We start from the raw sequence: 25210 nt of genomic DNA, 5'->3' as shown, positions 1-25210 counted from the left end.
CGGGCCTGAAGGGAAGCAAATCAGATAAAATACTGCACCAGAAGGTTAATGGCGCCGCCGCCAACAATCAGCCAAACGAACAGCAGCGTGGCGAGCAGGATTGGCTTAACCCCGGCCTGGCGCACCGCGCTGATGTGGGTGGTCAACCCCAGCGCCGCCATGGCCATCGCCAGCATCCAGGTATCGGCGGTAATCAGGTGTTTTACCAGTGCCGCCGGGATCAGGTCGAATGAGTTCAACCCGGCAACGGCGATAAACAGCACCGCAAACCACGGAATGGTTATCGCGGATTTTTCCGCCTGGCTACCGGTGCTTCCTGCGCTACGGCTGCGGCTGATGTAGCCTGAGAGCAGCAGCAGGAAAGGGGCCAGCATCATGACGCGGATCATTTTGGCGATGACCGCGGCGTTTTCAGCATCCGGCCCGATAGCGTGCCCGGCAGCGACCACCTGCGCCACTTCATGAATGGTTGAACCGGTAAAGATGCCGAAACTTTCCTGATTAAACGGCAGCCACTGGAAATGCTCGTTCAACTGATACAGCCACGGATAAGCGAAGATCGCCAGCGTACCGAAGACCACCACGGTGCTTACCGCCACCGCCACCTTGTTGGAGTCGGCTTTCAGCACCGGCTCGGTCGCCATCACGGCCGCCGCGCCGCAAATGCTGCTGCCGGCGCCGATCAGCATCGCGGTCTGGCTGTCGATGCCGAACACTTTTTTACCCAGCCAGCAGGCGAGCAGGAAAGTGGTGCTCAGGGTCAATGCATCAATGATGATGCCGGTGGTGCCTACGTCAGCAATTTGCTGAAACGTCAGGCGAAAACCGTAAAGGATAATGCCCAGACGCAATAAACGCTGTTTGGCGAGCTGAACACCGCCGTGGCAGCTCGGCTGTAGCCAGGGATACAGCGTATTGCCGACTAAAATACCGAGCAAAATCGCCAGCGTCAGCGCGCCCAGTCCCAGCCCGGCTACCCAGGGAATATCACCTACCCAGACCGCCAGCGCAGTGATGGCACCGGTTAGCAGCAGCCCCGGCACCAGCCGAGGTAGACCGAATAGCGGAAATTGCCGCGTTGGAAAATCGTGTGTGGTATTGGTCGCCATAAGTCAGCCCTTGTCATCAAATCCTTGAGCCAAAGACTACGTGCTGGCGACATAAAAGAGAAATTGATTATATATTTATAACCTATCTGAATAAGTGGTTAGTCTGCGGCCTGAAGCATGAGTGACCCCCATGTCGATTTCTGCAAACGTGATAACCTTAGTGTTATTCACCCTGTGCGTTGCTGCCGGCCAGTGGCGCAGATTTAGCATTAGTTTCAGTGGCTTTACTGACAGGCCGCTTTTTTGTATATCGAGAAGTTTATGCATATCACCTTACGTCAATTGGAAGTTTTTACCGAAGTGCTGAAAAGCGGTTCGACCACGCAGGCCTCGGTCGTTCTGGCGTTATCGCAATCGGCAGTCAGTGCGGCGCTGGCCGACCTCGAAGGGCAGTTGGGCGTGCAGTTGTTCGATCGTGTCGGTAAACGTCTGGTCATCAATGAGCATGGGCGGCTGCTGTACCCGAAGGCGTTGGCGTTGCTGGAGCAGGCCGGAGAGATTGAGCAACTGTTCCGCCATGACGGCGGCGCGCTGCGCATCGCGGCCAGCAGCACCATCGGTAACTATATGTTGCCGGAGATGATTGCCCGTTATCGGCAAGATTTTCCCGCCACGCCGCTGGAGCTCAATGTGGGAAACAGTCAGGACGTGATTGTCGCGGTCGCAGATTTTCGGGTCGATTTAGGCCTGATCGAAGGCCCTTGCCATATGCCGGAGCTGGTCACCCAGCCGTGGCTGGAGGATGAGCTGGTGGTGTTCGCTGCACCTGACAATCCGCTGGCGGGCCAGCCTTTAACCTTGGCGATGTTGGCGAATGCGCCGTGGATCCTGCGCGAACGGGGCTCGGGCACGCGTGAAGTGTTGGATCATCTGTTACTGGCGCATCTGCCGCACTTTCAGCTGGTGATGGAGCTGGGGAACTCGGAAGCGATCAAACATGCGGTTCGCCACGGCATTGGTATCAGTTGCCTGTCGCGGCGGGTGATAGGGGAACAGTTGGCCAGCGGCGCGCTGGTGGAACTGCAACTGCCGTTGCCGCCCTTGATGCGAACGCTTTATCTGATCCATCACCGGCAAAAGCACATCTCCAATGCCCTGCAGCGTTTTCTCAGCTACTGCACGCTTGCGTCCTGAAAATGCCTCCGCAAGCAGAAACGAAGCATAAAAATCTGCACCCTGTCACATTAATGACAGTAAGTAAGGCCTAGAGGGCCGTTGCTAATAATTAGCCCTGAATTATGAAGCTATCTTATATCAGTGCAATGTTACTAGTTCGCCGGCGGGTATTTGTTACAATCCGCCCTTATTTTTTTTGACCAGCAGATAGGGTAAGAATGGCTCAGCAGGATATAAAAACATCGGGGCAACCAGCACCCGGATTGCGGCGCGAGCTGAAAGCGCGGCACTTAACCATGATTGCTATTGGTGGTTCTATCGGCACCGGTCTGTTTGTCGCCTCTGGGGCGACCGTTTCGCAGGCAGGCCCAGGCGGGGCATTGCTGTCTTATGCGTTGATCGGGCTGATGGTGTACTTCTTGATGACCAGCCTGGGTGAACTGGCGGCCTTTATGCCGGTGTCCGGTTCTTTCTCCACCTACGGCGCCAAATATGTGGAAGAAGGCTTCGGCTTCGCGCTGGGTTGGAACTACTGGTACAACTGGGCGGTGACCATCGCCGTTGACCTGGTAGCGTCGCAGTTGGTCATGACCTATTGGTTCCCGGATACTCCGGGTTGGATCTGGAGCGCGCTGTTCCTGTGCCTGATGTTCCTGTTGAACTACATTTCGGTTAAGGGTTTCGGCGAAGCAGAATACTGGTTCTCACTGATCAAAGTGACCACTGTCATCATCTTTATCGCCATTGGCGTGCTGATGATTTTCGGCATCCTCAAAGGGGGCGAGCACGCGGGGTGGCAGAACTGGACCATCGGCGACGCGCCGTTTGCCGGAGGGTTCTCGGCGATGATAGGCGTGGCGATGATTGTCGGCTTCTCATTCCAGGGTACCGAGCTTATCGGCATCGCGGCCGGCGAATCTGAAAATCCGGGCAAGAATATCCCGCGCGCGGTGCGTCAGGTGTTCTGGCGTATCCTGCTGTTCTATATCTTCGCGATCCTGATTATCAGCCTGATTATTCCTTATACCGATCCGAGCCTGCTGCGCAATGATGTGAAAGATATCAGCGTCAGCCCGTTCACCCTGGTGTTCCAGCATGCCGGTTTGCTGTCGGCGGCGGCGGTGATGAACGCGGTGATCCTGACGGCGGTATTGTCTGCCGGTAACTCCGGGATGTACGCCTCAACCCGTATGCTGTTTACTCTGGCGTCGGAAGGCAAAGCGCCGCGTATCTTCGCCAAACTGTCGAAGGGCGGGGTGCCACGTAATGCATTGTATGCGACGACCGTGGTTGCGGGCCTGTGCTTCCTGAGCTCGATGTTCGGCAACCAGTCGGTTTACCTGTGGCTGCTGAACACCTCGGGTATGACCGGCTTTATTGCTTGGTTGGGGATTGCCATCAGCCATTACCGCTTCCGTCGTGGCTATATGATCCAGGGGCATGACCTGAACGACTTACCTTACCGTTCCGGCTTCTTCCCGCTGGGCCCGATCTTTGCCTTTGTCCTGTGCCTGATCATCACGTTGGGTCAGAACTATCAGGCATTCCTGCAAGATCGAATCGACTGGTACGGCGTGACCGCGACCTACATCGGCATTCCGCTGTTCCTGATCATTTGGTTCGGTTACAAGCTGACGCGCGGCACCCGTGTCGTGAAGTACAGCGAAATGGAATTCCCGAAAATGGACGTGAATTAACGTCTTGTATGAAACGCGGCGGGAGCCCGCCGCGTTATCCTTATCCCCTGACTTCCTGTTCCTTCCCTTTTACCGTCAGCGCCCGCTGCGCCGCGGTCATCAAACTGTCAACCGATTGATAATCCTGGGTTAACGCCAATACGCCGGTATTGAGCTGCAGCGATACCTCACCGAATGCGCCAAAAGCGTAGGGGGCTTCCAGTGCCGGAATGAAGCGTGCCAAAAATTCACCTTCGGAACCGTAAGGCAGGTCGTGAACCAGGATCAGAAACTGACCGCCGGTATAGCGGCAGACAAAATCACTGGGGCGCACCAACATTTTCAGGCGTTCGCCGATGGTGCGCAGCACGTCATCGCCGATCTGCACGCCATGGCTCTGATACAACGCCGCCAGCGGGGTAAAGTCGAAAATAAACAGATGGGAAAGCGGATGCACCGTTGCCGAAGGACGACAAATATCCTGCATCACGGCTTCACCGCCTGCACGGTTGAGGAAACCGGTCAAATGATCCTGATGGGCGGCTTGCTGTTTTTCCGCGCTCAGGGTGACGCGCTCAGCGAGCTGGCGATGATAAGACGTGGTCAACCCATGGGCCAACACTAGCCACAGCGGGATGATATCCGCCAGTAAAAACAGGTTTTGCACGCGTGACAGCGGCGAGGCCAGCAAATAGGGGAGCGTCAGCACCATGATTTCCAGCAGGGCAAAACGCGGTGCTGCGGCGTGGCGTTGCATCAGCCAGAAGGCCAGTCCGGTAATCAGCAAGCCGGCAAACAAGATGAGCACCATGCGGCCAGAAAGCATGGCCATCAGGGCGACAGCGCCCACCAGTGCGCACCACAGCAGTACCGTCACCAGCATCGCGTTGGGCCAACGGAGCGGATTGGCTCGCGCCAGCCACCAACGTCCGCCGGTCAGCAACAACAGCAGCAGCAACAGACCCACGCCGATCGCCTTGTGGCTCAGCCAGATATAGCCCAGCAGCAGCAGCGCCACCCCGGCGGCATTCAACCATGGCGTGGCGGGAGAAGGCACCAAGGTAAGCCGCATCTGGCGTTGTAATTTGGCGTCATCAGCCAGCCGTGGGCTTTGCACCAGCCAGTGCAGCAGGGCGGGTTTTTTAGGCGTTAACGCAGGTGTTCGACTTCTCATTGCAGCCTCTTTGATAAGGGTCCCGAAAACCGGCCCTGAATATCCGGCCCGGCGCGGGCGCCAGTGACCAGTCAGGATTTGGATTCTATGTGGTTTTATTGCAATTTGTCACAGCTGTGCAGAGTGGGGCGATATTTTCGGAATTGTTAACCCTGGGTGCTGAGGCGAGGGTATGGCAAGGGTTTGGCTAATAACGTTATAAAATAAAGTGTTACATCTTTATATGGCAGGTAATAGCTATTGATATGATTGATAAGTATTATCGTTTGCTTTATTGTTAGCGGCTGCTTATTCCGTTCAGGCGGCCGTTTCCGCGCCGCTGTGGTCATTGTCGTAACAGGTATCCGAAATAATGAGCGTATCCACCGATCCTATGCCTGACGCCAAGGGTAAACCCGACGTCAACGCCATGGGGCGTTATCACCATATTCTCCGCCACCGTTTATTGATGATGGGGGTGTTGGCACTGGCGATTATGGGTTCGCTGCTGCTGGATTTTACCATGGGCCCATCCGGGCTCTCTTTGTCTTCACTGTGGCAAACCCTGATTGATCCTGCGGCGGCCGACGCCGGCACGCGGGTTATCGTCTGGGATATCCGCCTGCCTTACGCCTTGATGGCGGTGGTGGTGGGCTTTGCGCTTGGCCTGGCCGGTGCAGAAATGCAGACCATCCTCAATAACCCACTGGCCAGTCCCTTTACCCTCGGCGTCTCTTCTGCCGCGGCTTTCGGTGCGGCGCTGGCTATCGTGTTGGGGATTGGCGTTCCGGGCATCCCCGATCAATGGTTTATTTCCGCTAACGCGTTTATTTTCGCCCTGTTCGCCGCATTGATGTTGGACGGCATTACGCGTTGGACACGGGTGGCCACCTCTGGCGTGGTGCTGTTTGGCATCGCGCTGGTGTTCACCTTTAACGCCCTGGTTTCCATGATGCAGTTTATTGCCAGCGAAGACACGCTGCAGGGGCTGGTGTTCTGGACTATGGGCAGCCTGGCGCGGGCTTCGTGGGACAAACTAGGCATTTTGCTCGGCGTATTCGTCGTGCTGCTGCCATTGTCGATGATGAGCTCGTGGAAGTTGACCGCGCTGCGTTTGGGTGAAGATCGTGCGGTGAGTTTCGGTATCGACGTGCGCCGTCTGCGTCTGACGACCCTGTTGCGCATCAGCATTCTTTCCGCGCTGGCGGTGGCCTTTGTTGGGCCTATCGGTTTTATTGGGCTGGTGGCGCCGCACATCGCCCGAATGATCTTCGGTGAAGATCATCGTTTCTATCTGCCGGCCAGTGCGTTGATTGGCGCGCTGGTACTGTCGATGGCCTCCGTGGCGTCGAAAAACCTGATCCCGGGCATTATCATTCCGGTGGGCATCGTTACCTCGCTGGTGGGCGTGCCATTCTTCCTGAGCATTATTCTGCGTCATCGGGGGAATGTATGAATCAGGGATTGCGTATTGAAGGCTTCTCCGCTGGCTACCCCAAGCGTCAGGTTATCAGCAACCTGGCGGTCCCGATGCTGCCGCGCGGGCAAATCACCGTGCTGCTGGGGCCGAACGGCAGCGGTAAGTCAACGCTGCTGCGCTCGCTGGCGGGTTTAAACCCTGCACAGGGGAAACTGTGGCTGGACGACATCGATTTGATGCAGATGCCATTCGCCCGCCGTGCGGAGAAGGTGGTGTATTTGCCACAGTCTTTGCCAGCCGGTGTGCATCTGCACGTGCTGGAATCGATCATTGTGGCGCAACGCGCTTCGGGCGGCCGCAGCAATGCCGGCAGCGAGGCCGAGGTAATGGCGCTGCTGGAGCAGCTTGGCATTGCCCACCTGGCGCTGAGCTATCTCGATCAGCTTTCCGGCGGACAGAAACAGTTGGTGGGGTTGGCGCAGTCGCTGATCCGTCAGCCTTCGTTGCTGTTGCTGGATGAACCGCTGAGCGCGCTCGATCTTAACTATCAGTTCCACGTGATGGATTTGGTACGCAAAGAGACGCGCAAACGCAATATCATCACGGTGGTGGTGGTGCATGACATCAATATAGCGCTGCGTCATGGCGATCATGTGCTGATGCTGCAGGATGGCGAATTGATTGCCGACGGTGCGCCGGAAGAGGTGATCACGCCGCAGAGTCTGGCACGGGTGTATGGCGTTCGTGGGCGCATTGAGCGTTGCTCGCAGGGAACGCCGCAGGTGCTGATTGACGGATTGGTGAACCAACCGTCGATTTGATCCCTGGTGGATAGCAAAAAACCCGGCACTTCACAGCGCCGGGTTTTTTATTACTTCTTGTTCAGTGCCTCGGCGACGCGTTCGACGATATGCTGGCTGGTGATGATGCCGCCGGAAAGATAGACCTCAGCCGCCGGCAGATAAACCACCTGACCTTTCTTGACTGCTACGGTATTTTTCAACGCCGTGGTGGTGAGGATCTTCTGCGGAGCTACCGCCTTCGGACGACCGGTGGCTGCATCGCGATCGATAATGAACAGCCAGTCCGGGTTCAACTGAGCCACTTGTTCCGGGGTGAGTTTATTGCCGCGGACATCGGCGTTGTCGCTCTGCAGCGCAGACTGGAACCCGAGGGCGTCATAGGTAAAGCTGAAGCGGCTCTTGGGCGCGTAGGCGCTGATTTTCCCGCCGGAGAACAGCACCACCAGGCCACGCCCGGCTTTGGCCACCTGCGGTTTGATCGCCGCAATCTCGGCGTCCAGTTTGTCTACTGCAGCCTGAGCCTGTGGCTGTTTATCGAATAGCTCACCCAGTTGCAGGGTGCGTTGTTTCAGGCTGCCCAGTTGATCCTGCGGATCGATTGCCATATTTAACGTCGGCGCAATGCCGCTGAGTTCGGCATAGGCCTTGGAGGAACGACCGGCGATCAGGATCAGATCCGGTTTGGCAGCGCGTAGCGTGGCCATATCCGGCTCAAACAGGGTCCCGGCATTGAGGTATTTGGCATTCTGGTACTGTTTCAGGCTGTCCGGCAGCATGGTGCGGTTGCCCGGCAGTGCCAGCGGCTCTACGCCCAGCAACTGCAATGTCTCCAGTGAAGCATAGTCCAGCACCACTACGCGCTGTGGGTGCTTTTTCACTTCGGTGGTGCCGTTCAGATGTTGAAAACTGACGGTCGCAGGGGCATCCGCGGCCGGTGTGCGAACCTTGCCGTTACAGCCGGCTAGCGCGATACAGGCCAGCAGGGCGAGAACCATAGGGGAGCGGCGTAATATCATTGTGGCTTCCTTGGGTGAGAGAAATAAAAAGGGCGCGCAGCGCGCGCCCAAAGTGGCATCAGAAGTTGTAGGTCATGCCGACGGTGTAACGGCGGCCATCCAGCACGGTATTGTAGTTATCGTAATCGACGGTCTTGTCGAGGATGTTGTAAACCCCGCCGGTCACCATCAGATTTTTATTCGCCTGGTAGCTCAGGCCGGCGTCAACAAAGGTATAAGACGGCGTGCTCTTGGCCATCGAAGAGCGGCTCATGTAGTCCGAAGTCTTGCTGCGGAAGTTAACGCGCGACCACAGGCTGACGTCATGCGTGGCCTGCCAGTCCAGGACGCTGTTAACCATATGCTTCGGCATTTGGTTCAGCGGTTTGCCCTGGAAATCCCCGCTCTTCTGTTCGGAGGTGGTGTAGGTATAGTTGGTGGTCAACTGCCAATCTTTGGTGATTTCCCAACCGAAAGTGGCTTCTACGCCGCGCATATTGGCTTTATCGACGTTGGTGCGGTCGCTGATAAAGTAATACGGCGTATTGCCGATCATGCACTGCGCGTCACCGTCGCCGCTGTCACAGCGACGCACTTCGGTGATTTTGTCTTTGAAGTCGGTGTTAAACAGGGTAACGCTGGCGTTCAGACCTTGCAGGTTATCCCACATCACGCCGATCTCTTCGCTCAGGCTCTTCTCTGGCTTCAGATCCGGGTTACCGATAATGATTGAAGTACGGCCACCGCCGGTGATTTGCCCCCAGCCAGCGGAGGATTGGCGCAGATCCGGCGAGCGATAGCCCGCGGAGACGCCGCCTTTCAACGTAAATTGCTCGGTCAGGTGCCAAACGCCATACATGCGCGGCGTCCAGTGGTTGCCGTAGTTCTGGTCCTGATCCATACGGATACCGCTGGTCAGGCTGAAGTCGTTGGTCATCGCCCATTCGTCTTCGGCAAACAGCGCCCAGCTCCAGCGCGTCAGCTGGTTCAGCTTATCGGCTGCGGCTAACTGATTACCGCCATCACTCAATTTTTCGTAACGGTACTGGCCGCCCAGGTTCAGCATATGGCTGCCGAGATCAAACTGGGTTTGCGTATTGAAGATGGTGTTGTACATCTTCATATCGCGGCCGGGGTTGTTGGTCTCTTCGCGCTGAATATAACTGGTGGTGTTGCCGAAGTCGTAATAACCGTTGTGGGTTACCGCGTAGTTGGTACGGGTGTACAGGCTGTCGCTGGCACTGTTCGGCGTACACTTTTTGTTGCGGCAGTTTTCGGTCGCCATGGATTTGCCCGGCGTACTGTTTCGATCCTGCAAAGAGCGGCCGATTTCGAAATCGAAGTCGTTCTGTTCGTTTGGCGTCAGGCTAAATACCGCGGTGCCGCTGCGCATGCGCTGTTCATTGAAGCCGTTGAGGATTTGGTCCTCGGCGCGGCGCGACAGCAGGCCGTTGACCCGCAGGCCCAGCAGGCCTTCAATCAGCGGGCCGGAAGCGTAGGCGTTGGTCTGGAAAATATCGCCGGAATTGCTGTTTTCCTGGAAGGTGGCGTCACCGTGCAGTGAACCTTTCCATGCCTGAGTAGTGGAGGTTTTTCGGGTGATGACGTTGATTACGCCGCCCATGGCGTCGGAGCCGTACAGCGAAGACATCGGGCCGCGTACCACTTCTATGCGTTCAATCGCTTCCAGCGGCGGCAGCCAGCCTTGTTCAATGCCTGCGTTGTCGCTGTTCGGGCGGGTGCCGCGGGTGTCTACGCGTTTGCCGTCGACCAGGATCAAGGTGTATTTGGAGGACATGCCGCGGATGCTGATATCGCTGCTGCTGCCACCGCCGGTAACAACGACGCCCGGCACGTCCTTCAACGCATCGGTAATATCGCGGTAGGCTTTGTCTTCAATTTGCTGACGTGGGATGACCGAAATGGACGCCGGGGAGTCCTGGATTTTCTGCTGGAAACCGGAAGCGGTTACCACCATGGTGTCCTGAGCGTCTGGTTGCGCAGCGACGGCGCCGGCGCTGGTCAATGTAGCAATGATCAATGCGGTTAATTTGTTATAACGTGGCTTTTCCATGAGGCAAACCTTTCCTGGTCTGATGTAAATCGACAAAGTGTCGTTTTAACGTGTTGAATAATAATTAGAAACTTGCCCCGTCATTGCGGGGTTCGCCGTTTCGTCAGGCTATTGTAAGGATTTTCGACAAAATGTAAACGCAAATGATAATTCGTATCATTTGTATGTGTTTAGGCGAGGGGAATCATTAACCGCATGAATACAAGGGAAAAAGGGCGCAGCAGAACCTGCGCCGAGAGAGAGGGGTTAGCGTTTCTGGATGTAGGTGATTGCCAGCGCCAGGGCCAACACCAAACCTTTGATAATGTCCATGGCATAGTAGGGAACGGAGAGCATCACCAGGCCGTTTTGCAACACGCCGAGGATCACCGCGCCCACCAGTGTGCCGAGCGCGTTGGGCTTGCCGGACCCGGCCAGCGAGAAACCAATGTAAGCGGCAGCGACCGCATCCATCAGATAACCGCCACCGGCGTTCACCTGCGAAGAGCCGATACGTGACGCCAGTAATATGCCGCCAAGCGAGGCCAGAAGGGCAGAGATAACATAGGCGGCAACCCTGTAACGTACTGTGCGAATACCCGACAGGCGCGCGGCTTCCGGATTACCGCCAATGGCATACATGCGGCGGCCATGTTTGGTCAGCGACAGGAAAAGCTGCACCACTACCGTGACTGCCAGCATGATCAACACGATCACCGGCACCTGGCCCAGTGAGGAAAAGACCTCCGGTATCAGGCCTTCGGCCATATCGCCGTTCGGCAGCAGCATATTCTGGGTGATTGATCCGCCGTAGCTGTAGGTCATCGCCACGCCCTGGATCACAAACAGGCTGGCCAGCGTCGCCAGCATATCGGGGATTTTCAACACCACGATCAGGAATGCATTGAACAGGCCGACCAGGGTACAAATCAGCAACGTCAGCACAATCGCACCGGTGGTGCCGAAGCCGTACCAGACGAACAGCGAAACCACCAGGGCGTTGGCCAGTGAAGCGGTGGAGCCAACGGAAAGATCGAAACCGCCGACCGACAGCGATATCGATACTCCGATGGCGATGACAGTGACGATGGCAATCGAACGCAGAATATTGATGATGTTGTTCGGATCGAGGAAGTTGTCCGACGCTATCCCGAACAGGGCAATCAGCGCGACAACGGTGAGTAACATCCCCCATTTGTAGAGAAACTCAAACAGCTGATGGCGCCAGGGTTGCGCAGTTTGCAGGGACAATTCTTTACTCACGCTGGGGTTCCTCCGGTGGAATACAGTAATAGGGTTTCTTCATCAATGTCGGCGGCATTCAGTTCCGCGACGACCCGGCCATCCCACAGCACGCAGATGCGATCGCACAGGCCGACCAGCTCCGAGAACTCGCCGGAAGCATAAATAATGCCTTTGCCGTTGCGTGCCAGGCCGTCGATCAGGGTGAACAGCTCTTGTTTGGCCTTGATGTCCACACCTTTGGTTGGTTCGTCGAAAATCAGTACGCTAGCGTCGCCGCGCAACCATTTGCCAATCGCCACCTTTTGCTGATTGCCACCGGAAAGCCGCGCCAGCTTCTGCTGCGGGCCGGAGGCGCGAATATTCAGGCGCAGCATGATGTCGCGCGCCCAACGCAGTTCCTGGCGGCGGCTGAACAGGCTCCAGCGGGAAAAGCTGTCGTCGGCGCTGACGCTCAGGTTCATCGGAATAGCTTCGTCGATAAAAATGCCTTCTTTACGCCGCTCTTCCGGCACCAGCGCCAGCCCTTGCTCGACGCTAAGATGTGGAGCGCGGGGGGCCCAGGGTTTTCCCCGCAGTTCACCCCGTTCAATTCGCGCCGGTGAGGCGCCAAATAACGCCTTGCACAGTTCGGTTTTTCCCGCACCGGCCAGCCCGGCGATGCCAAGAATTTCCCCCTGATGCAGTTGCAGGCTGACGTCGCGCAGCTTATGGCGATCGTGCAGGCCTTCCACCCGTAGCAGCGGGCGAGAACCGTGCGGTGGGCGTGGGGGCGGGAAAATATCGTCTAACCGGTGACCGAGCATTTTCTCGACGATCTGCTCGCCGGTCAGGCCCTGCATGGCATCCTCACTGACGTGACGGCCATCGCGCAGCACCGTCAGGCGGTCGCAAATTTCACTCAATTCGTGGATACGGTGGGAAATAAACACCACGCCGATACCTTCGGACTGCAGGCGGCGCACCACGCGAAACAGGCGTTCGCTTTCGGCGCGATCGAGCGGGGCAGTGGGTTCATCGAGCACCAGAAAACGACAGCGGTGGGAGAGCGCGCGTGCCAGCAGCACCTGCTGTTTTTCCGCCAGGGTGCACTCCGACAAACGCTGGCGCAGGTTAATAGTCAAATCCAGCTGAGTCAGTAGCTGCGCCGCCTGGCGGTACAGTTGCGCCCAGTTAAGCAGATGGCCCGGTTCGTTCAGCCAATCGAGCATGATGTTTTCCGCCACGGATAGCGTGGGGATCAACGCCACATCCACTTCCTGCTGCACCACGTGGATGCCGTATTGCCGGGCCTGCAGCGGGGAATGAATATCCACTTGCTGCCCGTCGATAAAAATCTCGCCGCGATAATGGTCGTGCGCGCCGGAAAGGATCGCCATCAAGGTGGATTTTCCTGCCCCGTTGGCCCCGACCAATGCGTGTGTTGAGCCTCCTTGCAGGGTGAAATCGACGTTTTGCAGGGCATTGAAGCCGGCAAAGGCGATCGAGATATTGCGCATCTCGAGGCGTGAGGGCGTAGGGGTTGGCATAGTGTAATTAAAGACGTTTAGGTGTTTAGATGGCTAAAGTAAGTCTTTTGTAACACAGATTGCGTATTTCGCAACAAACTAAAAGGCATAACTGAGATGAAAAAATTCCTGGCGGATGACGCTAGAACCCCAGGCGGTCGCGCAACGCATAATAGGCCGCTCCCAGGGCGGTGAAAGGCACACGCAGCTGGCGGCCCCCAAAGAAGGGCAGGTGTGGCAAGCGAGCGAAGGCGTCAAAACGTTCGGCATCACCGCGCAGCACTTCGGCGATCAGCTTGCCGGCCAAATGAGTGCAGGTGACGCCGTGGCCGCTATCGCCCTGCATATAATAGACATTGTTTTCCAGGCGACCGAATTGCGGCATGCGCGAGAGCGTCAGCAGAAAGTTGCCGCTCCAGCGGTAATCAATGCGCACCTGTTTCAGCTGCGGGAAGGTTTTCAGCATTTTGGGCAGGATCAGCGGATCGATATCGGCGGGATCGCGAGCGCCGTATACCACGCCGCCGCCATACAGCAGCCGGTTGTCGGCGGTCAGACGAAAGTAGTCCAGCAGGTAATTGCAGTCTTCGACGCAGAAATTATTGGGCAGCAGCGACAGCGCCATATCTTTGGATAACGGTTCGGTGGCGATGATTTGTGAGCCGCAGGGCATGCTCAACCGGCTGAGCCGCGGCTCAAGCCGATCGCCAAGGTAGGCGTTGCCGGCAACGATCACAAAGTTGGCGCTGACCGAGCCTTGGGCGGTGTGTACCTTTGCCGGTTCCGCGTAATCAATGCGCGTGGCGGCTGACTGTTCGAACAACCGCCCACCGTGACGGCGCACCGCGTCGGCTTCGCCCAGCGCCAGATTGAGCGGGTGCAAATGGCCGCCGTTGCGGTCCAGCAAACCGCCGACGTAACGATCGCTGGCGATCTCGCGGCGGATAGCCTGCCGATCCAGCCATTCCAATTGGTCATTGCCATAGCGCCGCCAACGGGCCTGTTGCTGCTGCAGCGCGTGGCTTTGTTTAGAGTTCAAAGCGGCGAAGATACCGCCGGGCCGGTAGTCACAGGCGATGGCGTATTGATCGATGCGCTTGCGGATAATCTCTGCGCCTTCGAACATCATGCTGCCGAGCATGGCGGCGGTGTCAGCGCCATAACGCGCTTCAATGACGTCGATATCGCGGCTGTAAGAGTTGACTACCTGCCCGCCGTTGCGGCCGCTGGCACCCCAGCCGATGCGCGCGGCCTCCAATACCACCACGTCATAACCGGCCTCGACCAGATGCAACGCCGACGACAGGCCAGTGAAGCCGCCGCCAATAATGCAGACGTCGCAGCGGATATCCTCGTTCAGCGCCGGGTAGGGCGCGAACGTGTTGGCGGTGGCGGCATAATAACTGGCAACGTGTTCCGTCATGGGGCCTCCGCCGAACAAGGTCAGAAGGTAGTCGGGGTATGTGCGCTGACGATGCGGCAGACGCGCGCCGAGGTATTGCTGAAGCTGTGTGGAATGCCGGTGTTGATGGCATAGCTTTGGCCGGCGGTCAGGCAATGGGTCTGACCGTTGATCGTCAGCATGATCTCACCTTCCAGCAGGGTGCCGATCTCCTCGCCCTGGTGCTTTATTTTTTCGCCGGTGGTGGTGCCGGGCTGATAGGTTTCCAGCATCATCGCCAGATTGCGCGTTGGGCTGCCGTTATGCACCAGCTTCATCGATACCCCCTGGCTGCCTATCTCAATCAGATCCTCGGCTTCTATGACCACTTTGGGCTCATTGGCGGCTTCAGGTTCGGCAAAGAAGGCAGACAGCGACAGCCCATAAACTTTCAGCAGCTTTTGCAGCGTACTGATAGCCGGACTGACTTTGTCCTGTTCGATGGTGCTGATTGCGCTGTGGGTTAACCCGGACAGTTCGGCGACCCGGCGCTGCGACAAACCCAATTGCAGACGGATCTGTGACAGGCGCTTACCCGGCGCCAAGCTGACTTCGCTCATAGCGGTACTTCCTTCTGGTAGGGACGACAGGCAGAAATGAATATGGGTATCAGGTGCCTGCCTGAGTGATATCGGCACAGCATGATATCGGTAGTTGTGTCGGAATTGGAAAATATATTGCCCATGACCACCCCCGTTCTGGCGGACGAAATTCTGCACGTAAAAAGAGTGTTAACGCCTTTTCGGTCAATATTTTATCAATTTAGCAGCCGGTGGCGAATAATCAAACAGGATTGTAACATTTGCAAACTATTTGTGTTAAGGCTATGTTTCATATTATGGATGTTATTTTGAGCGCCCGCTGTGGCGCAGTCTACAGAGAAATCAGACCATGTGTTGAACCTATCGGCAGGCGGACGCAGCAGCGTTCTCAAAGCATAATGGCGGGTGATGTATGCAAACCAATATCGCAGCAGTTGAAAATTTTGCACAGCATAATGAAGAGAGGCGAAGTAGCGCGTTCCAACGTGAAGTTGCTCACTATTTGGAACGCCATCCCTCAACGCAGTATATCGACATCCTTCTCACTGACCTGAATGGTTCCTTCCGCGGTAAACGTATTCCCGTCTCCGGACTGAAAAAATTGGAAAAAGGCTGCTACTTCCCCGCCTCGGTATTCGCTATGGATATTTTGGGCAACGTGGTGGAAGAGGCGGGCCTGGGTCAGGAACTGGGCGAACCGGACCGCGTGTGTATGCCGGTGGCAGGAACGCTGACGCCGTCAGCGGCGGATCCGGACAATATCGGTCAGGTGTTGCTGACCATGCTGGATGAAGATGGTACTCCCTTTGACGTTGAACCCCGTAATGTCCTGAATCGAGTTTGGCAGGCATTGCGCCAGCGCGGCATGTTCCCGGTGGTAGCGGTAGAGTTGGAGTTCTATCTCATTGATCGACAGCGAGACTCTGAGGGGTATTTGCAACCGCCCTGTGCGCCCGGCACCCAGGAGCGCAATATGCAGAGCCAGGTTTATTCGCTGGACAATCTGAATCATTTTGCCGAAGTACTCAACGACATCGACACTCTGGCGCAGATGCAGGGTTTACCGGCGGACGGTGCGGTGGCGGAAGCGTCACCCGGCCAGTTCGAGGTAAATCTGCAGCATACCGATAACGTGCTGCTGGCCTGCGATCACGCGCTGTCGTTGAAACGCCTGGTACGGCTGGTGGCGGAAAATCATCACCTGCACGCCACCTTTATGGCCAAGCCCTATGAGGAATACGCCGGTAGCGGCATGCATGTGCATATCAGCATGCTGGACGGCAACGGCAATAATCTGTTCGTGCAACCCGATGGCGAAGACTCGGCGCTGTTGCACCGTGCCCTGGCGGGGATGATCACCCTGATGCCGGCCTCGATGGCGCTGCTGGCTCCCAATGTGAATGCCTTTCGCCGCTTCCAGCCGGGCATGTATGTACCCACTCAGGCGTCCTGGGGGCACAACAATCGTACCGTGGCGCTGCGCATTCCCTGCGGCGAGCCGGAGAATCATCGCGTGGAATACCGCGTAGCGGGGGCAGATGCCAACCCTTATCTGGTGGTGGCGGCGATCCTGTCAGGCATACTTTACGGGCTGGACAATGAATTGCCATTGCCTGAGCCGGTAACCGGTAATGGTCTTGAACAAGAAGGGGTGCCGTTCCCCATTCGCCAAAGCGACGCGCTGTACGAGTTTGAGCATCAGCAAGCCTTGACGCAGTATCTGGGCGAACGTTTTGCCCACGTTTACCATGCCTGCAAGATGGATGAACTGATGCAATTTGAGCGTCTGGTGACTGAAACCGAGATTGATTGGATGTTGAAAAATGCCTGAAGGGGCGTAAAATGTGTGGCATTAACTTGATGTGCGATAGAACGATAGCGGATTAATTCACCTGTAAGGGTTGTTTTCCGAACGATCGCGAAAAGAATTTGTTTAAGAAGCCTTCCTGATCTTGTCATCAGGAGGGTTTTTGGTGCAAAATATCCCTAATGCAGATAGCCGACGTTTTAACGCGTCGGTTATTTTTTTTGCATTTATGTTCTACAAACTGTGCGTTTCATACACCAAGCGAGGCCGGACACCGATCCGGATAGATAAATAGTTTCGTGCGCGATCAAACAAAACTTTATGGTCGTGACTCATGAGGATAAGAAAGATGGGGCAATTTTTCACTTTAGCACCGGTGCCCGCCGGTTTCCGCTGCGGTCGCAGCGATTATGGAGCAGCCAAGGCAGCCTTGACTCGTTATCCAGCTTCCAATCCCCTTCTTTTTGAATTCAGTCGCAAGTTGCGAAGTTTCCCCGCAACCTTAAGTCTTGGCGTGTCTATATTCCGCAAGGCAGAAGGTAAGGGGGGGCTGCGCAATGTCCGATAACATCATCAGCGCCGCACCGGCTCAACGCGCACAGCTGCGTAAAACCCTGACTTTAGTTCCGGTAGTGATGATGGGCCTGGCTTACCTGCAGCCAATGACCATCTTCGATACCTTTGGCATCGTTTCCGGCCTGACCGATGGTCACGTCGCGACGGCGTACGCCTTTGCTCTGCTGGCGGTTCTGTTTACCGCATTGAGCTACGGCAAACTGGTACGGAAATTCCCGTCCGCCGGTTCTGCTTATACCTATGCCCAGAAGGCCATCAGCCCGCACGTCGGCTTTATGGTGGGCTGGTCATCACTGCTGGACTACCTGTTCATGCCGATGATCAACATTCTGTTGGCAAAAATTTACCTGGAAGCCATCTTCCCGGGCGTGCCTTCGTGGATCTTCGTGGCAGCGCTGGTTGGGCTGATGACGATTTTCAACCTGCGCGGCATTAAGCTGGTAGCAAACCTGAACTCCATTATCGTGGTGGTGCAGGTGGCGATCATGATCGTGTTCCTGTTCCTGGTGGTGAATGGCATTTCGCATGGCGAAGGTGCAGGCACGCTGATCAGCAGCCGCCCGTTCTGGTCTGAGAATGCACACGTGGTGCCGATGATTACCGGCGCGACCATTTTGTGCTTCTCGTTCCTCGGTTTTGACGGCATCAGTTCGCTGTCTGAGGAAACCAAAGATGCAGAGAATGTGATCCCGAAAGCTATCTTCCTGACGGCATTGATCGGCGGCATCATCTTTATCGTGGTGTCTTACTTCGTGCAGCTGTACTTCCCGGATATCTCGCGCTTCAAAGATCCTGATGCGTCCCAGCCGGAAATCATGCTGTACGTGGCCGGTAAGTTCTTCCAGTCGGTGATCCTGGTGTTCTCCTGCGTAACCGTACTGGCTTCAGGCATGGCGTCGCACGCCGGTGTTTCACGCCTGATGTACGTGATGGGCCGTGACGGCGTATTCCCGGAGCGCTTCTTCGGTTATGTGCATCCGAAATGGCGTACTCCAGCGCTGAACGTGCTGTTGGTCGGCGTGATTGCGCTGTCTGCGGTGTCGTTTGACCTGGTGACTGCGACGGCGTTGATTAACTTCGGTGCGCTGGTGGCGTTCACCTTCGTGAACCTGTCGGTTATCTCGCAGTTCTATATCCGTGACAAGTTGAACCGTACCGTTAAAGATACCTTCAACTACCTGATCCTGCCGGTATTGGGGGCGCTAACTGTTGGCGCACTGTGGATCAATCTGGAAGCCAGCTCAATGACGTTGGGTCTGGTATGGGCGGCGATTGGTCTGATTTATCTGGCCTTCGTGACGCGCAGCTTCCGTCTGCCGGTACCGCAGGCTAGCGAAGACGTGGCTTAAGCCTTTATCGCTAAGCATTAAAAAGGGCGCCTTGGCGCCCTTTATTGTTTTTGTTACCCCACCAACTCTTTGCCGTATTCAAACAGCGCTTTCAACAGCGCGGTCTTTTCTTTATCGCCTTCATGCAGGTTATACAACGACTCCAGTTGCAGCACGTAGCTCTGCACTCGCTCGGCGCTTAATACTTCCTGGCGGTGCTGTAACCAGCGGCGTTGCTCGGCGTCGTCCAGCGTATTGGGGTAGTTGCGGGCACGAAAACGGAACAACAGCTCCTTCATGCGCCCATCGCTGAAAGTCAGATCCAGTGCCGGCAGGTTCTGCGGCTTGGTTTGCTGGATGATTTTCATCGCAGCCTTGTCGGCATCGCTGAAGAAACCGTCATACAGCCGGGCGTCGACGTCGTCAGAGCCTTTGAAAGGTTCGGCTTCGGCGAACAACGCCACCACTTTTTCGCGCACCTCCGGATGCTGGCGCAGCAACTGCAAGTTTTGCAGGCAGGCCTGACGGTCGATCCCCAGTCGCTCGGCGTTTTCCGGCAACAAGGTCTTGGCCGGCGCCAGTACCGGGCACTTGTTGATATGCACCAGTTTGATCGGTACCGGTGATTGTTCGGGCGCCAGATCTTCCCGGCGGGTATACAGCCGTTCGCGCAGTTCATCGGCACTCAGCGTCAGTAATGGCGTCATGTCACCGGCTAAATCGCACATGATGACGGCGTTTTTGTTATCCGGGTGCCAGGCCAGCGGCGATACCCAACTGGTGTTGCCGCGCGCGGCGCCGAACATGCCGGAAACGTGCACCAATGGCGTCATCTCTGCGATGTCGATCAGGGCGTTCAGCTTATGCTTATTGCGGTGTTGCAGCAGGAAATCAAACAGTCGCGGTTGTGCCTGCTTGACCAGTTTGGCCATGGCGATAGTGGCGTAAACGTCCGACATGGCGTCATGGGCATGCTCATGCTCGACGCCGTTGGCACGAGTCAGGTGTTCCAGCCGGAAGCTGGGGAAGCCATCTTCGTTTTCTGGCCACACGATGCCGTCCGGGCGCAGCGCATAGCAGGCGCGCATCACATCGAGCAGATCCCAACGCGAATTACCGTTCTGCCAGCTGTAGGCGTAGGGATCGTAGAAGCTGCGGTAGAAAATATTACGGCTGACTTCGTCGTCGAAGCGGATGTTGTTGTAACCGAGAATGCAGGTGCCAGGCACGCTGAACGCCTGATGGATCTGGCGTGCAAATTCGGCCTCGTTGACGCCTTTGGCCAGCGCCAGCTGCGGCGTGATACCGGTGATCATCACCGCTTCAGGATCGGGCAAGTAGTCATCGGCCGGGGTGCAGTAGATGACCAACGGCTCTTCGATAATGTTGAAATCCATATCGGTACGCACACCGGCAAACTGCGCCGGGCGATCCATAGAGGGACTTTTACCGAAGGTCTCGTAGTCGTGGATATAAAATGTGGCCGGTGCCTTGCTGCTCAAAATCGCATCTCTCAGGTGGCGTAGGGAATATTGCTCTATTGTAACGGCGAGATGTGCGATGCCAAGCAGTCGTTAGCGTTAATCACCGAAATGAGCGGCATTACGCATTGCGGTAGTAGTTCAGGCGCAGACGAAAGTAGGGACGTAAATAATCGGGTACTTGTTCTTCGGCACTGGCACCGTTGTTGTTGGGGCTGATGCCATAACGTTCGTTATAAATAACGCTGAGAGCGAGTAAATCGGCTTCAATTTTTTCACGTTCTGCTTGTGGCAAGCTATCCAGCTTTCGACCCATATTATTCTCCCTGTGATCATAGGGGCATCATAGGATCCTTAACCCAGCTTGTCCCTACCCCATTCAGGGGGGAGGCGCATCAAGTGTGTGAACGTGCCTGCAGGGGCTGGCTTGATGCCGCTGCCCCCTGATAATGCTGAGAGTATTTGGCCGTATATTCCTGCTGATTTTGCAACTGTGCGCGATCAAAGGCTTTATGGGCCGATAACACACCACCAATCACCGCCAGCCAGAAAAGGCTGCACAGGACCAGGATGCCCAACCAGACTTTTTGGTTATAGCTCATAAAAACTCCTGATGGATAAAGAGAATGATATTGACCAGGGAATTAAATCAGAGTTTATATCAATGCTCTGTCAACGGCGGTGTTTATTATGGTTTGTTTTTTATTAATGTGTTACCAAATACCGCTGCGATGTTTCAAAACATTCCTTAAGATAATATTAAGAAAAGATAAGATAAGACTACTGAGTTTTATTTAATATCCGTTTAATTACCCCCACATACAATCAGCAACATTCAATACCAATGTGGGTACGCATTATGAAAACTCTGCTGTTAACCGGCGCTACCGGCTTTCTCGGTGGTGCAGTTCTTGAGAAATTACTGAAAGAAAATCAGGCGATTAACTATCTTCTGTTAGTGCGGGCTGATAATGCACAGCAGGGGCTAGACCGTATTCGGATGAATATGGAGAAGTTTAATATTGAAGCCGAAATATTTTCTAAAATCACGATAGAAAATATATTGTTGGGGGATCTGAGTGAGCCAGCTGACTTTTTAGCAGACACAAGGATTAACAATGTAACGCACGTTATTAATTGTGCCGCCGTAGCCTCTTTCGGTAATAACCCCCTTATTTGGAAGGTTAACGTGGAAGGCACTTTGGCATTCGCCAAAAGAATGGCGCAGGTGTCTGGATTAAAACGTTTCCTGCATGTTGGGACGGCAATGTCTTGCGCGCCGGAACCCGGTTCACTGGTAGCGGAAAGCGGTGAATTTGAAGAAACGGCCGAGCATTTGGTGGAATATACCCGCTCCAAATCCACCATTGAGCAGCTCATGCGTCAACATTGCCCGCAGCTACCGCTGGTGATTGCTCGTCCTTCGATCGTGGTAGGGCATACTCGCCTGGGTTGTCAGCCTTCCAGCAGTATTTTCTGGGTGTTCAGCATGGCGCTGATGCTGCGTAAGTTTATGTGCTCGCTGCAGGACAATATCGATGTGATCCCGGTTGATTACTGTGCTGATGCGATGGTGATGCTGTTGAACAGCGAAACGCTGGATAACGACGTTTATCATATCTCCGCCGGTGAAGAGAGCAGCGTTAGCTTCGCGGACATCGATCGCGCCATTGCCGCTGCGCTGGAGAAGCCTCCGCTCGGCGATCACTATGCGCAGGTCAGTTATGAAGCCCTGTTGAAAATGCGCAAGCAGCTCAAAGATATTTTCGGGCCATGTAATGAACGCCTGATGCTGAAAGCGATGCGCCTGTATGGATCTTTCGCCATGCTCAACGTGCGGTTCAGCAATGACAAAATCCTTAAGCTGGGCATGCCGAAACCGCCGCGTTTTACCGACTATATCGCCTGTTGTGTGCAGTCGACCCGGGGCCTGTCCATTCAGCAGCAGATGGTGGTGGATTTCAAATAACAGCACGGCGCCGGTTAGCGGCGCCTGCTGCATCCTCGCATTACCAGGACGAAGACGACCAGAAAACGCGCCCCAGCACAACCAGTTGGTCTTTACGCTGCGGGTAGCTCAGGTGTTCGTCCTGGTATTCTTCCCGGTTCAACGAACGAATAGTGACGCCACCGTCGGGCTGTTCGATCAGCACTTTTACCCGCAGCAGGTTACCGTGGCGAATCGCGTAGGTTTTCCCTTCGCGGATGCGAGTATCATCGGTATTGATCCCCACCACGTCGCCGTCTTGCAGCCGGGGCTCCATGCTGGATCCGGAGATGCGGATGATCCGCGCGGCATTCACCGCCACCCCCATCTTGTGCAGGTAGTAGCGGCGGAAAATCAGCGAAAACTCTTCACGATCGACAATTTCATAACAGCCATCGCCGGCAGAAAAATTGATATCCAGCAGGGGAATTTCCACAAACTCTTCCTTGTCCTGTTCGGTATCTTCCCACACCACCGGCTTGAGGCGGGCAGGTTGAAAATCCGACTCTGCCGCCACGTTATCGAACGGGCGCACCAATTCTTTTTCATGGAACACGTCGAACCAGCCCTTGGGCAGGTTTAGTTTGGCCTCGATCCGCCTGGCGAGATTATCGCCCAGGTTACGGGAGGACTTTTCACCGCTGATTTGGCTCAACGTGGGCGAAGAGGACTCAACCAGCACCGCAAAATCATTCTGGTTGATACCCTGCCGGGCGTAGCTGGCCATCAGCTCGCGCAAATTATTGCGTCTTATTTCTTTGGTTTCCATGGCCAGATGATCGCATTCTTTAGCAAAAAGGTAAATGTCGTTTTTGCTAAATTTAGCTTGCTTTAAATTTAGCAATTAGCTAAACATTGACAGGTGGACAAGGTCCATGAAGGAATTGTAGGGCGCTGCAAGTTGCGCCAGTATGAACCGGGGCGAATATTCTTGCCCTTTACAGTGGTTGGATCACACGTGTTTAACCCACAAGGAATCTACGATGTTCAGTATGGATTACAACAGCTACCGTTCGGTAGCCAGCTTCGGCCACCGAGTGCGCTTTTTGGTGCTGCACTATACCGCGCAGAATTTTGCCGACTCGGTGCAGTCATTGACCGGCAAGTCGGTCAGCGCCCATTATCTGGTGCCGGATCCCGAAGATCCAACCTATAAGGCGGCAGGCTTTAGCGGCGTAAGGATTTTCAATCTGGTCGATGAAGTCGAGCGGGCCTGGCACGCCGGCACCAGCCAGTGGGGCAATCGTTCGAATCTCAACGATACCGCGATTGGCATTGAGATCGTCAATCTGGCGAGCGGCGATGGTGAAGACATCACTTTCCCACCGTTTAACCCGCAGCAGATCGCGGCGGTAACTCAATTGACGCAAAATATTTTGCAGCGCTATCCGGATATCACGCCGGTTAACGTAGTGGCACATTCCGATATTGCTCCCGGCCGCAAAAGCGATCCCGGCCCGCAATTTCCATGGCATCAGCTGTACCTGGCCGGTGTCGGTGCCTGGTATGACGACGCGGTGAAGCAGCGTTATCAGCATGAGTATCAATGCCAGGGTGTACCCGCACAGCAAGATTTACTGGCGCTATTTGCCAGGTACGGGTACGACACCTCGGCGGCGACCAATGCAGAGGGTTACCGCCAGCTGGTTCGCGCCTTCCAACTGCATTTCCGTCAACGGCAGTATGACGGTGTGATGGATGCCGAAACCGCCGCCATTTTACGCGCGCTGGTGGATAAATATGCCGCTTAAGGCTTGAGCGCGGATGAGGGACGCCTTATCCGCCTTTTCTCCCAACCCTTTCCTCCGCTAAACTGATGCTCTTTCTCGCCACTGATAACGGGATGCATCGTGCGCCTCGACAGAAAAATATCCTCGTTCGAACGTCTGACCTATCGCCATTACCGCATTGTGCACGGCGTGCGCATTGGGCTGGCGTTTATCCTGACCTTTATGCTGATCCGCCTGCTCGAAGTGCCGGAAGGCACCTGGCCACTGATTACGCTGGTGGTGGTGATGGGGCCGATCTCGTTCTGGGGCAATGTGCTGCAACGGGCGTTGCAGCGTATCGCAGGTACGGTATTTGGCGCCGCCTCGGGGCTGATTGCCCTGTATCTCGAGCTTTACTCATTGCCGCTGATGCTGGTGTGGTGCGGGGTGGTGATGTTTTTCTGTGGCTATCTGACGCTCGGTAAGCGGCCCTATATGGCGCTGCTGGTGGGGATCACGCTGGCGGTGGTTTGCGGTGCGGGGGCCGGTGATATGCATACCGCACTGTGGCGCAGCGGTGACGTCATTTTTGGTTCGCTGTTGGCGTTGCTGTTCACCAGCATTTATCCGCAACGTGCTTATATTTTGTGGCGTATGGAGATGGCGGATTGCCTGGAAAACGTCAGCAAGATCTACGGCGCTTACCTGTCACCAAATATGATAGAACGGCCGCGGCTGGAGCCACAGCTGAAAGACCTGCTCAATAAGGTCGTTAAATTACGCGGCCTGATTGTCCCCAGCAGCAAAGAGACCCACATCCCCAAAGCGGTTTTCGAGGCGGTACAGACGCTGAGCCGCAACCTGGTTTGTACGCTGGAATTGCTGGCCGACGCTTATTGGGCCTCGCGCGAAACCCACTTTATTATGCTGAATGCCAAAACGCTGCGCAGTGCGCAACTGCTAACGCTGAATTCGTTGCAGTCGCTGGCAGTCACGATGCGTGACGGCCCGCAGACACAGTTGTCGGCAGAAGCGGGGCAACTGAGCGAAATTGCCGCCGAATTGAAAACCCTGATGCAGGAGGCCAGCTTCAGTCAGCACGGCGAAGCGCCAATTTATGGCTACGTATGGTTGAGCATGGAACTGACGCAACAGTTGGAAGAACTGGGCGATCTGCTCAAGGTGTGTACCGCCAGCGGACGTGAATAGGGGGTCAGATCATGAAGCGGGCGCTTCGGGTTTTTGTCATGACGCCAAAGTGAGT

Annotated in this window: 21 protein-coding genes; 9 read left to right on the top strand and 12 right to left on the bottom strand. The window is 55.6% G+C overall.

Annotated elements, in window-relative coordinates; genetic code table 11:
* Positions 1-20 precede the first annotated feature (20 nt).
* Positions 21-1109, bottom strand: coding sequence for a YeiH family protein (locus M495_RS16180; RefSeq protein ID WP_020827758.1), 1089 nt, complete (start codon positions 1107-1109; stop codon positions 21-23).
* A 261-nt stretch (positions 1110-1370) separates the two neighbouring features.
* Here M495_RS16180 and yieE point away from each other — a divergent pair, with 261 nt between their 5' ends.
* Entirely contained in the window at positions 1371-2243 is an 873-nt protein-coding gene (yieE, locus tag M495_RS16175; RefSeq protein ID WP_041415520.1) for a DNA-binding transcriptional regulator YeiE, read from the top strand.
* Positions 2244-2443: 200 nt separating this feature from the next.
* Positions 2444-3922, top strand: a complete 1479-nt coding sequence (locus M495_RS16170) for an amino acid permease (RefSeq protein ID WP_041414759.1) — start codon at positions 2444-2446, stop codon at positions 3920-3922.
* 40 nt (positions 3923-3962) lie between these two features.
* Here M495_RS16170 and M495_RS16165 read toward each other — a convergent pair whose 3' ends face one another.
* Positions 3963-5075, bottom strand: a complete 1113-nt coding sequence (locus M495_RS16165; protein WP_020827755.1) for a GGDEF domain-containing protein — start codon at positions 5073-5075, stop codon at positions 3963-3965.
* Between the two features lie 352 nt (positions 5076-5427).
* Here M495_RS16165 and M495_RS16160 point away from each other — a divergent pair, with 352 nt between their 5' ends.
* Entirely contained in the window at positions 5428-6510 is a 1083-nt protein-coding gene (locus tag M495_RS16160; RefSeq protein ID WP_020827754.1) for a FecCD family ABC transporter permease, read from the top strand.
* Positions 6507-7295: an ABC transporter ATP-binding protein gene (locus M495_RS16155; protein WP_020827753.1), complete on the top strand. Its 789-nt coding sequence runs from the start codon at positions 6507-6509 to the stop codon at positions 7293-7295. Before M495_RS16160 ends, M495_RS16155 begins: the two co-directional genes overlap by 4 nt.
* Positions 7296-7345: 50 nt before the next feature.
* Here M495_RS16155 and M495_RS16150 read toward each other — a convergent pair whose 3' ends face one another.
* The 6 genes from M495_RS16150 to puuR all read right to left on the bottom strand — a co-directional run bounded on the left by M495_RS16150 (position 7346) and on the right by puuR (position 15076).
* Positions 7346-8293, bottom strand: a complete 948-nt coding sequence (locus M495_RS16150) for a siderophore ABC transporter substrate-binding protein (RefSeq protein ID WP_051150515.1) — start codon at positions 8291-8293, stop codon at positions 7346-7348.
* A 58-nt stretch (positions 8294-8351) separates the two neighbouring features.
* Entirely contained in the window at positions 8352-10346 is a 1995-nt protein-coding gene (locus M495_RS16145) for a ligand-gated channel protein (RefSeq protein WP_020827751.1), read from the bottom strand.
* Positions 10347-10592: 246 nt separating this feature from the next.
* Positions 10593-11588 (bottom strand): ABC transporter permease, encoded by a 996-nt coding sequence (locus M495_RS16140; protein ID WP_020827750.1) that lies wholly within the window; start codon positions 11586-11588, stop codon positions 10593-10595.
* On the bottom strand, positions 11585-13096 hold the full coding sequence (locus M495_RS16135) for a sugar ABC transporter ATP-binding protein (protein WP_041414757.1): 1512 nt from the start codon (positions 13094-13096) through the stop codon (positions 11585-11587). Before M495_RS16135 ends, M495_RS16140 begins: the two co-directional genes overlap by 4 nt.
* 121 nt (positions 13097-13217) lie before the next feature.
* Positions 13218-14498: an NAD(P)/FAD-dependent oxidoreductase gene (locus M495_RS16130; RefSeq protein WP_020827748.1), complete on the bottom strand. Its 1281-nt coding sequence runs from the start codon at positions 14496-14498 to the stop codon at positions 13218-13220.
* A gap of 20 nt (positions 14499-14518) precedes the next feature.
* On the bottom strand, positions 14519-15076 hold the full coding sequence (puuR, locus tag M495_RS16125; protein WP_020827747.1) for an HTH-type transcriptional regulator PuuR: 558 nt from the start codon (positions 15074-15076) through the stop codon (positions 14519-14521).
* A gap of 394 nt (positions 15077-15470) precedes the next feature.
* Here puuR and M495_RS16120 point away from each other — a divergent pair, with 394 nt between their 5' ends.
* Positions 15471-16889, top strand: coding sequence for a glutamine synthetase family protein (locus M495_RS16120; RefSeq protein WP_020827746.1), 1419 nt, complete (start codon positions 15471-15473; stop codon positions 16887-16889).
* A gap of 533 nt (positions 16890-17422) precedes the next feature.
* Entirely contained in the window at positions 17423-18790 is a 1368-nt protein-coding gene (locus tag M495_RS16115; protein ID WP_020827745.1) for an APC family permease, read from the top strand.
* A gap of 53 nt (positions 18791-18843) precedes the next feature.
* Here M495_RS16115 and sbcB read toward each other — a convergent pair whose 3' ends face one another.
* From sbcB to M495_RS16100, 3 genes are all read right to left on the bottom strand, one after another.
* Positions 18844-20271 (bottom strand): exodeoxyribonuclease I, encoded by a 1428-nt coding sequence (gene sbcB / locus M495_RS16110; RefSeq protein WP_020827744.1) that lies wholly within the window; start codon positions 20269-20271, stop codon positions 18844-18846.
* 100 nt (positions 20272-20371) lie between these two features.
* A complete protein-coding gene (locus tag M495_RS16105; protein WP_020827743.1) occupies positions 20372-20566 on the bottom strand; it encodes a DNA polymerase III subunit theta in 195 nt (64 codons plus the stop codon).
* 79 nt (positions 20567-20645) lie between these two features.
* Positions 20646-20852, bottom strand: coding sequence for a hypothetical protein (locus M495_RS16100; protein WP_020827742.1), 207 nt, complete (start codon positions 20850-20852; stop codon positions 20646-20648).
* A 257-nt stretch (positions 20853-21109) separates the two neighbouring features.
* On the opposite strand from M495_RS16100, the gene M495_RS16095 reads away from it, so the two are divergent.
* Positions 21110-22219: an SDR family oxidoreductase gene (locus M495_RS16095; RefSeq protein ID WP_041415518.1), complete on the top strand. Its 1110-nt coding sequence runs from the start codon at positions 21110-21112 to the stop codon at positions 22217-22219.
* Positions 22220-22259: 40 nt separating this feature from the next.
* Here the strand turns inward: M495_RS16095 and M495_RS16090 are convergent, their stop codons facing one another.
* Positions 22260-23006, bottom strand: a complete 747-nt coding sequence (locus tag M495_RS16090; protein ID WP_020827740.1) for a LexA family transcriptional regulator — start codon at positions 23004-23006, stop codon at positions 22260-22262.
* 214 nt (positions 23007-23220) lie between these two features.
* Here M495_RS16090 and M495_RS16085 point away from each other — a divergent pair, with 214 nt between their 5' ends.
* Both M495_RS16085 and M495_RS16080 read left to right on the top strand, forming a co-directional pair.
* Positions 23221-23988, top strand: a complete 768-nt coding sequence (locus M495_RS16085) for an N-acetylmuramoyl-L-alanine amidase (protein ID WP_020827739.1) — start codon at positions 23221-23223, stop codon at positions 23986-23988.
* Positions 23989-24087: 99 nt separating this feature from the next.
* A complete protein-coding gene (locus M495_RS16080; RefSeq protein WP_020827738.1) occupies positions 24088-25155 on the top strand; it encodes an FUSC family protein in 1068 nt (355 codons plus the stop codon).
* Positions 25156-25210: the final 55 nt, after the last annotated feature.

This window comes from Serratia liquefaciens ATCC 27592, assembly GCF_000422085.1.
In the GTDB taxonomy this organism is placed as follows: domain Bacteria; phylum Pseudomonadota; class Gammaproteobacteria; order Enterobacterales; family Enterobacteriaceae; genus Serratia; species Serratia liquefaciens.
Note: the sequence above shows the minus strand (reverse complement) of the source record. Positions and strands in the feature narration are given on the sequence as shown.

What these genes read in the sequence shown, in the direction of transcription:
- M495_RS16180 (WP_020827758.1), bottom strand. Translation starts at nt 1,109, where the DNA reads ATGGCGACCAATACCACACACGATTTTCCAACGCGGCAATTTCCGCTA.
- yieE (WP_041415520.1), top strand. Translation starts at nt 1,371, where the DNA reads ATGCATATCACCTTACGTCAATTGGAAGTTTTTACCGAAGTGCTGAAA.
- M495_RS16170 (WP_041414759.1), top strand. Translation starts at nt 2,444, where the DNA reads ATGGCTCAGCAGGATATAAAAACATCGGGGCAACCAGCACCCGGATTG.
- M495_RS16165 (WP_020827755.1), bottom strand. Translation starts at nt 5,075, where the DNA reads ATGAGAAGTCGAACACCTGCGTTAACGCCTAAAAAACCCGCCCTGCTG.
- M495_RS16160 (WP_020827754.1), top strand. Translation starts at nt 5,428, where the DNA reads ATGAGCGTATCCACCGATCCTATGCCTGACGCCAAGGGTAAACCCGAC.
- M495_RS16155 (WP_020827753.1), top strand. Translation starts at nt 6,507, where the DNA reads ATGAATCAGGGATTGCGTATTGAAGGCTTCTCCGCTGGCTACCCCAAG.
- M495_RS16150 (WP_051150515.1), bottom strand. Translation starts at nt 8,293, where the DNA reads ATGATATTACGCCGCTCCCCTATGGTTCTCGCCCTGCTGGCCTGTATC.
- M495_RS16145 (WP_020827751.1), bottom strand. Translation starts at nt 10,346, where the DNA reads ATGGAAAAGCCACGTTATAACAAATTAACCGCATTGATCATTGCTACA.
- M495_RS16135 (WP_041414757.1), bottom strand. Translation starts at nt 13,096, where the DNA reads ATGCCAACCCCTACGCCCTCACGCCTCGAGATGCGCAATATCTCGATC.
- M495_RS16130 (WP_020827748.1), bottom strand. Translation starts at nt 14,498, where the DNA reads ATGACGGAACACGTTGCCAGTTATTATGCCGCCACCGCCAACACGTTC.
- puuR (WP_020827747.1), bottom strand. Translation starts at nt 15,076, where the DNA reads ATGAGCGAAGTCAGCTTGGCGCCGGGTAAGCGCCTGTCACAGATCCGT.
- M495_RS16120 (WP_020827746.1), top strand. Translation starts at nt 15,471, where the DNA reads ATGCAAACCAATATCGCAGCAGTTGAAAATTTTGCACAGCATAATGAA.
- M495_RS16115 (WP_020827745.1), top strand. Translation starts at nt 17,423, where the DNA reads ATGTCCGATAACATCATCAGCGCCGCACCGGCTCAACGCGCACAGCTG.
- M495_RS16105 (WP_020827743.1), bottom strand. Translation starts at nt 20,566, where the DNA reads ATGGGTCGAAAGCTGGATAGCTTGCCACAAGCAGAACGTGAAAAAATT.
- M495_RS16100 (WP_020827742.1), bottom strand. Translation starts at nt 20,852, where the DNA reads ATGAGCTATAACCAAAAAGTCTGGTTGGGCATCCTGGTCCTGTGCAGC.
- M495_RS16095 (WP_041415518.1), top strand. Translation starts at nt 21,110, where the DNA reads ATGAAAACTCTGCTGTTAACCGGCGCTACCGGCTTTCTCGGTGGTGCA.
- M495_RS16090 (WP_020827740.1), bottom strand. Translation starts at nt 23,006, where the DNA reads ATGGAAACCAAAGAAATAAGACGCAATAATTTGCGCGAGCTGATGGCC.
- M495_RS16085 (WP_020827739.1), top strand. Translation starts at nt 23,221, where the DNA reads ATGTTCAGTATGGATTACAACAGCTACCGTTCGGTAGCCAGCTTCGGC.